Annotated in this window: 8 protein-coding genes; 7 read left to right on the forward strand and 1 reads right to left on the reverse strand. The window is 56.7% G+C overall.

From position 1 onward, the window contains the following. Positions 1 to 429: 429 nt before the first annotated feature. From B2W96_RS11295 to B2W96_RS11315, 5 genes are all read left to right on the forward strand, one after another. Positions 430 to 741, forward strand: coding sequence for an AraC family transcriptional regulator (locus B2W96_RS11295; protein WP_293010468.1), 312 nt, complete (start codon positions 430 to 432; stop codon positions 739 to 741). A gap of 117 nt (positions 742 to 858) precedes the next feature. Beyond that, positions 859 to 2,502: a permease gene (locus B2W96_RS11300; protein WP_293010470.1), complete on the forward strand. Its 1,644-nt coding sequence runs from the start codon at positions 859 to 861 to the stop codon at positions 2,500 to 2,502. Beyond that, on the forward strand, positions 2,499 to 3,332 hold the full coding sequence (locus B2W96_RS11305) for a TIGR03943 family putative permease subunit (RefSeq protein WP_293010472.1): 834 nt from the start codon (positions 2,499 to 2,501) through the stop codon (positions 3,330 to 3,332). The genes B2W96_RS11300 and B2W96_RS11305 overlap by 4 nt, the downstream gene beginning before the upstream one ends. 174 nt (positions 3,333 to 3,506) lie before the next feature. Beyond that, positions 3,507 to 4,289 carry a ZIP family metal transporter gene (locus B2W96_RS11310; RefSeq protein ID WP_293010474.1) on the forward strand — a complete coding sequence of 261 codons (783 nt, stop codon included), beginning with the start codon at positions 3,507 to 3,509 and terminating at the stop codon, positions 4,287 to 4,289. 131 nt (positions 4,290 to 4,420) lie between these two features. Further along, positions 4,421 to 4,813, forward strand: coding sequence for a hypothetical protein (locus B2W96_RS11315; RefSeq protein WP_293010476.1), 393 nt, complete (start codon positions 4,421 to 4,423; stop codon positions 4,811 to 4,813). Positions 4,814 to 4,932: 119 nt separating this feature from the next. Here B2W96_RS11315 and B2W96_RS11320 read toward each other — a convergent pair whose 3' ends face one another. Further along, a complete protein-coding gene (locus B2W96_RS11320; RefSeq protein ID WP_293010478.1) occupies positions 4,933 to 5,592 on the reverse strand; it encodes a Crp/Fnr family transcriptional regulator in 660 nt (219 codons plus the stop codon). 291 nt (positions 5,593 to 5,883) lie between these two features. Here B2W96_RS11320 and hcp point away from each other — a divergent pair, with 291 nt between their 5' ends. Then, positions 5,884 to 7,509, forward strand: coding sequence for a hydroxylamine reductase (gene hcp / locus B2W96_RS11325; RefSeq protein ID WP_293010480.1), 1,626 nt, complete (start codon positions 5,884 to 5,886; stop codon positions 7,507 to 7,509). Between the two features lie 49 nt (positions 7,510 to 7,558). After that, complete coding sequence (locus B2W96_RS11330; RefSeq protein ID WP_293010482.1) at positions 7,559 to 7,747, forward strand: ferredoxin; 189 nt, start codon at positions 7,559 to 7,561, stop codon at positions 7,745 to 7,747. Positions 7,748 to 7,845: the final 98 nt, after the last annotated feature.

The following is a 7,845-nucleotide window of genomic DNA, read 5'->3' on the forward strand; positions in this document are numbered from 1 at the left end:
CGTCCCCGGTCTTCTGAACCGTGTCTGGTCCGAAACCTTTGTCGGACATAAAACGTCTTTATTATAAAGCCACCGGCTCAAGCTTCGTCACACATACGCGCCACGCAATTGCTGTAAAGCCGGTAAACGCAGCCACACCCGGTTCTCTTGAGACACAGGCCGACGGCGGCAGCTTCCTCCGTTTAGTATGACCGGAAAACGCGCTTTTACAACGGAAGTCACAAACCATCCGGGACAGCGCTCAGCGCATATTTTACAGAAAATCTCCCGCATCTGCGCATCTTTAAAGGCGGCTGGGTCCGCCGGGCTTCGCTTGACAAGGCCGACCGTCTCCTTTAAAATGAGGGAAATCCATTGGGAGAACCGTTCTGGCAAGGGAGGACGGCTTTTGCAGCTCCGCGCCCTTGCCCGTCAGGAAAGGAGGCCCCCATGCGCCGCGAAGCAGTCCGAATCAGAATACTGGCAATCGCACTGCTGGCCACGCTTCTGGCGACAGCGTGGTTTGCGGAGTGGTACTCGGCGACGCACCTTCGCCACCGCTGCACAGGGGAAGACTGCACCGTCTGCGCGCGGATTACGGTCTGCCTGCAAGCGGTGGAAAAAACGGGAGACGCGGCCGTCGGCTCCGGCACTTTTTTCGGGAATGTTCTTTTTTATCCGGCGGCGGCGCTTCTTTTGTGCTGCGCCGCCCTTTTGTGTCCTTTGTCGCTGCTGAGGCTTAAAATTCGGCTGAACAATTGATTGCCCCGCAGGAGAAGAATTCGCCCCGGCTTTGGAAGACATACACGTCTTCCCAGCCAAGGGTGCTCTTTTCCTGCCTCTTTGTATCTGAAACAAAAAATAGGAGGCAATTTTACTGTGAAGCAGCCATTTTCTCCGCCGTTTGTGCGGCGACGGGAGGCGGTCTCCCCGCAAGGAGACTATATCCCGGTTTTCGCCATCACCGGCTTTCTGGACGCCGGAAAGACGACGCTTTTAAACAGCCTGATCCAATCCCGCCTGCGGGAGGGTATCAACCCACGCTGTATCTTTTTTGAGGAGGGCGAGGAGGACCTCGCCTCGTATGTGGAGGAGTTGAAGCCTCTTCGCCTTTCCATCCGGGAGGTGCAGCGAAACCCGGAGGCGGCATCCAAAAAAATCTATCAATACCTGCTGGAGCAGGACCCGGAGCAAATCGACGAAATCTGGGTCGAGTGGAACGGGATGCTGCCCATCCGGGATTTGCAGGCCCTCTTCCCCGCTCCAAGCCGACAAGTCACCATGACGACCGGAGACTTCTGCCGTCTCCAGAAAATTCTGCACGTAGGGGACGGAGAGGCGCTGGAGCGTCTGCTGGGCGGCGCAGGGGCCGCCTTGACCGATCAAATTTCGGGCTGCGACTTCATCGTGCTGCGAAACGCCCGGGACAAGGAGTTTCGCCGTCTGCGCCAGCTTTTGCGGGGACTGAATCCCGGCGTTTCCGTGCTGAGGTCTGATTGGCTCCGTGACATTGAAAAGGCCCTGCAAAAGCCCCGGCCCGCACCCAACACCTTTTTCCTTCTGAGCCTTGTTTACTTTTGCGTCGCCTACCTCCTGCTGCGGCTGGTATTGGGCGGAACCCGTGTAGACGGCGTGGTGAACGTATTTCTGGGCATCCTCTTGCAGGCGGTTCCCTTTTTGCTGATCGGTGTGCTGCTCTCTTCCGCAATTCAGGTGTTTATTTCCGACAAGCTGATTGCGGAAAAATTTCCAAAGCACCCGGCAGGCGGCTTTTTGTTTGCCTTACTGGCGGGCTTTTGTCTGCCGGTATGCGACTGCACCTCTATTCCGGTGTTTCGCAGCATTGTGCGCAAGGGGGTTCCCCTGTCCGCGGCGGTCACGTTTCTTTCCGCCGCGCCGGTCATCAATCCGGTGGTCATGCTCAGCACCTGGTACGCCTTCGGCGGAAACTGGCAAATTGTGGCCTGCCGCGTGGGTCTGGGGCTCTTTTGCGCGGTTCTGATCGGGCTGACCTTCTCAGGGGCCAAGTTTAAATCTGACGTTCTCACCGGCGGCGGGCTTGGCGCGCTGTGCGGCTGCGGCTGTGTGGCGGACCCGGGGGCGGGAAAGCTGGAAAGCTTTATGCTTCACGCTCAGTCTGAATTTTTCAGCGTTGGAAAGTACCTGCTGCTGGGCGCGTTTGTCTCGGCCCTGTTTCAGACCATGGGCGCGGACCTGTCCCGGACCGGCGCGGGAGAAGGCCTGCTGCTTCCTCTGCTGCTGATGATGGCGATGGCATTTTTGTTTTCCCTGTGTTCTTCGTCCGACGCGGTGGTGGCCCGAAGCTTTGCGGCCCAGTTTCCCATGGGGGCTTTGATGGGCTTTTTGGTATTCGGCCCTATGATGGACGTGAAAAATGTACTGATGCTCTCGGGGAGCTTTTCTAAAAAGTTTGTGCTCCGTCTGGCTTTCACTATGTTTGCCGTATGCGGCGCGGTGGTTTTTGCCGCCTTTTCTCTGGGACTCGGGGAGGTGTTGGTATGAAGCGCGGCACTTTGAACCCTCAGGCCGCTCTGGAGGTGGTCTGCCTGCTGGCCTTTTCCGGGGTCCTTATCTATCTGGCGCTTTCGGGCGCGTACCTCTCTTATGTTGCTCCGCGGGTAAAGCCGTATCTTTTCTTTTCCGCCGGGGCACTTCTGGTCTGCGCCGTGTTTTCCGCCACGCGCCTGTTCCATCCGCAGTACCGCAGGCGGTCCGCCCACTGCTTTTTGCTGGCCATTCCCGTGCTGCTGGTGTTGCTGCCCCATGAGCAGATCAGCACTGTCAGCTCCGGGGGCCTGCTCACCGGCGGCAGCGCCTTTGGCGGGGCGGACAGTCAGCCGCCCGCCATTTCGTCCACCGCGCCCTCTTCCTCTTCAGAAAGCCCAGAGACTGCGGCAGAGGACGGCGTATATACTATGGAGGGAGCCAGCGGGCAGGTGATCGGCTATCTCCACGGGTACGATGCAGAGGCCAAGACCGTCACGATTCCTGACAGCGAGTTCTACAACTGGTGCAGTGAGCTTTTCGTGCATCCCGACCGCTTTGAAGGCTTTGAGATTACCATGACGGGCTTTGTCCTAAAGGACATTCCGTCTTTGAACGCGGACGAGTTTGTTCCCGCCCGGCTGATGATGTCCTGCTGCGCGGCGGATTTGTCCCCCTGCGGTATCGTATGCAAATACGACGACGTGGCAGGGCTGGCGGCGGATTCGTGGGTCACCGTCACCGGCGTTTTGCAGGTGGGTTCCTTCGAGGGTGCGCCCGAACCGCAGCTTCATGTCTCTTCCATTGAACCGGCGGAGGAAATCACGGACTACGTTTATCCGTATTAAACCGCCCCCGCCGGGGGAGAACACAGCAGGGGGCAGAAATCGGCCCCCTGCTGTGCCATTTCACGAGCCGGGACAAACAAAATCCGCCTGCCCGTGTTGACAAGGCCAAACGGATACAGTATGCTGTTTTAAAAATTAACATCATTTGGCACTTAGAAAGAAGAGATGCGTTTTATGAACATGGATGTATTGCAAGGCATTCTAATCCCGTTTATCGGCACGACGGCAGGCTCAGCCTGTGTCTTTTTTATGAAGGATTCCCTGGGCGACCGCGTACAGCGCGCCCTTACCGGTTTTGCCGCCGGTGTGATGGTGGCGGCCTCCATCTGGAGTCTTTTGATTCCCGCCATCGATCAGTCGGCGGACATGGGAAATTGGTCCTTTGTCCCGGCGGTTGTGGGCTTTTGGATCGGCGTGCTGTTCCTCCTTCTGCTGGATCACATCATTCCTCACCTTCACCGTGGCAGCGAGCAGGCCGAGGGCCCTCAAAGCCATCTTGAAAAAACCACCATGCTGGTGCTGGCGGTGGCGCTTCACAACATCCCGGAGGGGATGGCCGTGGGCGTGGTGTACGCGGGCTTTCTCTCCGGCGAAACCTCTATCACCGCCGCAGCGGCCCTGTCTTTGTCCATCGGAATCGCCATTCAGAATTTCCCCGAGGGAGCCATCATTTCCATGCCTCTGCGCTCTGAGGGAATGGGCAAGGGAAAGGCTTTTGCGGGCGGCGTGCTTTCCGGCCTTGTGGAACCGCTGGGCGCGGTGGCGACCATTCTGGCCGCCACACTGGTGGTTCCCGCTCTGCCCTATCTTCTGAGCTTTGCCGCCGGAGCCATGCTTTATGTGGTGGTGGAGGAGCTGATTCCCGAAATGTCGGAGGGCGGCCATTCCAACATCGGCACCGTGTTTTTTGCGGCTGGCTTCAGCGTAATGATGGTGCTGGACGTGGCTCTTGGATAACATTCCGGCAGACAAAATATGACTCTTTATTTCGGCGGGGAAATCCCCGCCGAATTTTTCCTTTTTACTGATAAAACACAGTCTTTCGCACAAACTAAATCCGAGTCCTCGACTCAGAAAGGGGTATTTTTATGGATAAACACACCGATCAGTATAAAGACGATTTGGAATTCCCCGACGAAAAAAACCGCCAAAAAAAGCAGCGGGACCCCGGAATCCCCTACGCCGATGATACAACTCAGGCCAATCCCACCTCTCAGCAGGACTGGCAGCACGGCACAAATTCTTCCGGAAGCGGCTATGGACAGGATGAAAATATATCTCGCCAGCTTCGCCGGGAGAGCAGAAATTTCATGGGCTCCGTCGGCTCCATCGGGGCCTACGGTTCTCTTGGCGCCACGGGTTCCACTCGCTTTACGGGCGCAATCAATCCCACATCCGACCCGTCCTCTCCGTCCGGTGCACCCTCTCCGGACGGGATGAAGCACACCGACCAAAGCTCTGAAGAGCATAAGGAGCACTAATCTCCCTCCTCCTCCGCAACCGGCGGCAACCCGCGCAAGGAGACGCCAAACGAGGTTTGGCGTCTCCTTCTATTAAAAAAATTTTCCCCATGGACACAGGACCAAAGAGCCGCCTTAAATTACAGCAGCTCGAATTCGTTTTTATGGAAGTTCAAAGCGCCGCTGTCCCGTAGCCTTCCAAGTTCCGCCGACATGGCGCTGCGCTCTACACACAGATAATCCGCCAATTCCTGACGGTTGAAAGGAATCGCAAAGCGGCTCCCCCCCGCCCGCCGAGCCTCTGCCGATAGATAGGCCAGCAGCTTTTCCCGCGTGGTCCGTCGGGAGGTAAACTCAATTTTCTGAGTCAGCGCAATGTTTTTTATGGAGACGATACGCAGCATGTTTTGAATCAGCCGGTTGTGGAAATCGCAGGCCCGGGTGCAGAGCGCGGTCAGCCTGCCGCAATCGATAAACAGCAGCTCGCACGCGTCCAGCGCCATCACCCCCACGGGCAGCGCCTTCGCCCCCGCACAGGCAAAAGACTCACCGAACAGGTTGCCCGGCCCGATATTCGCAAGGATGCTGCGGTTTCCGTAATAGTCGTCCTGAATCACCTGCACCTGCCCCGTCAGCACCACGCCAAATTCCCGAATTTGCTCTCCCCCGGAAAAAACAGCCTGCCCTTTTTCATAGCGAACCGTTCTGACTTGCAGGCAGCGCAGCAGCGGCTCAAAATCCGCCTCCTCAATTCCCCGAAACAGCTCCGTCGCCTTTAACACGTTAAAATATTTTTTCATAAAATCCTCTTTTGTTGGAATTCCAACCGACTTGCTGTCTGAATCATAGTACACTCAAAGCATAAAGTCAATTCAAACGTCTCACACTCTCATACAGAAGTGTCCCCACGCCAAATCAGCGGCCCATTCCGGGCAGACTGCTGAAATTCAGAGTATGCGGGTTTGGATTGACAAACGACCTTTGGGATGATAAATGTTAGGTATCAGCCAACGGAAACAAAAGCGCATCATCCCATTCCCCGATTACCCCCATCAACAGGTTCCATAAATACTAAAGGAGGAAAAAAGGAAATGAGTATGTTCTGCTATCAGTGTCAGGAAACCGCCGGAGGAAAAGGCTGCACCATGCGCGGCGTATGCGGCAAAACCGAGGAGGTGGCCAAGCTTCAGGATTTGCTGATTTACACTCTCAAGGGCGTATCGGAACGCGTCATTCTGGGAAAGCTGGATGTCGGTGCCATGCCCGGGACGAACCGCGAAGTAATCAACAGCCTGTTCATGACCATTACCAACGCCAACTTTGACGACGGATCTATCGAGACGCAGATCAAGCGGATGCTGTCCATCCGGGATGGCCTGAAGACCTCTGTGGCAAGCCTGCACGACGCGGCCACCTTTACGGTGGGCGGCCGGGCCTCCATGCTGGAAAAAGCGGCGGACGTTGGCGTGCTGTCCACGGAGAACGAGGACGTGCGCTCCCTGCGGGAAATGATCATTTACGGTGTGAAAGGCATGGCCGCCTATGCCGAGCACGCGGCAAACCTCGGAAAAAAAGACGACAGCATCAGCGCCTTTATCTATGAAGCTCTGGCGGCGACGCTGGACGACACCCTCACCGCCGACGATCTGGTGGCTCTGACCCTGAAAACCGGCGAGTATGGCGTGAAGACCATGGCGCTGCTGGACGAGGCCAACACCTCCAAATACGGCAGCCCCGAAATTACCGAGGTAAACATCGGCGTTCGGAAAAATCCCGCCATCCTGATCTCTGGCCACGATCTGGCTGATTTGGAGCAACTGATGGAGCAGACGAAGGGCACCGGCGTGGACGTTTACACCCACGGCGAAATGCTGCCCGCCCACTACTATCCCTTCTTCAAGAAGTATGATAACTTTGTGGGAAACTACGGCGGCTCCTGGTGGCGGCAGGTGGATGAGTTCGGTCCGTTCCACGGCCCCATTCTCTTTACCACCAACTGCATTGTGCCCCCCAGAAGCGAGGAAATCCGCGCCAGAATTTTCACCACCGGCTCCTCCGGCTATCCCGGCTGCCGGCATATCGACCCCGACGAAAACGGCAAAAAGGACTTCTCCGAAGTCATTGCCCTGGCCAAGACCCTGCCCGCTCCCGAGGAGATCGAGTCCGGCAGCATCGTGGGCGGCTTTGCCCACAATCAGGTGTTAGCCCTTGCGGACAAGGTGGTGGAAGCCGTGAAATCCGGCGCGATCCGGAAATTCTTCGTCATGGCCGGATGCGACGGGCGCATGAAATCCCGGGAGTATTACACCGAATTTGCGAAAAAGCTTCCGGCGGACACCGTGATTCTCACGGCAGGCTGCGCCAAATACCGCTATAACAAGCTGGGCCTTGGCGACATCGGCGGCATTCCCAGAGTGCTGGACGCAGGCCAGTGCAACGACTCCTACTCTCTGGCAGTCATCGCCATGAAGCTTCAGGAGGTCTTTGGGCTGGACGACATCAACAAGCTGCCCATCGCGTTCAATATCGCCTGGTATGAGCAAAAGGCCGTGATTGTGCTGCTGGCGCTGTTGTATCTGGGCGTGAAGAATATCCATCTGGGACCCACCCTGCCGGGCTTTTTGTCTCCCAACGTGGCAAAGGTGCTGGTGGAAAAATTCGGCATTGCAGGCATCGGAACAGTTGAGGACGACATTGATCTGTTTTTGAACGCCTGATTGCAAACGCATTTGATTGAGGGAACTGAAAGGAAGGAGATTTGGCATTATGAACGCAAAAATTGACAGAAACGGCTGCATTTCCTGTGGACTGTGCGAGTCCACCTGTCCCGAGGTCTTCCGTATGGGCGACGATGGCCCGGCGGAGGTCTACACTGATCCCGTGCCCACCGATGCGGAGAGCGCGGCCGAGGAGGCCCGGGACGGCTGTCCCGTCTCCGTCATCTCTTTGGAGTGACACAGGTTTTCACGCCGCGGATCCGGCGCAATTGAACTCCCCCCATGATTGAAATTTCCCTATCTTTGAAGTCGAAAAAGCGCCCGCCAGATCGGAAG

The sequence above is a fragment of the Oscillibacter sp. UBA6647 genome (genome assembly GCA_002455655.1).
Taxonomy (GTDB): Bacteria; Bacillota; Clostridia; order Oscillospirales; family Oscillospiraceae; genus Oscillibacter.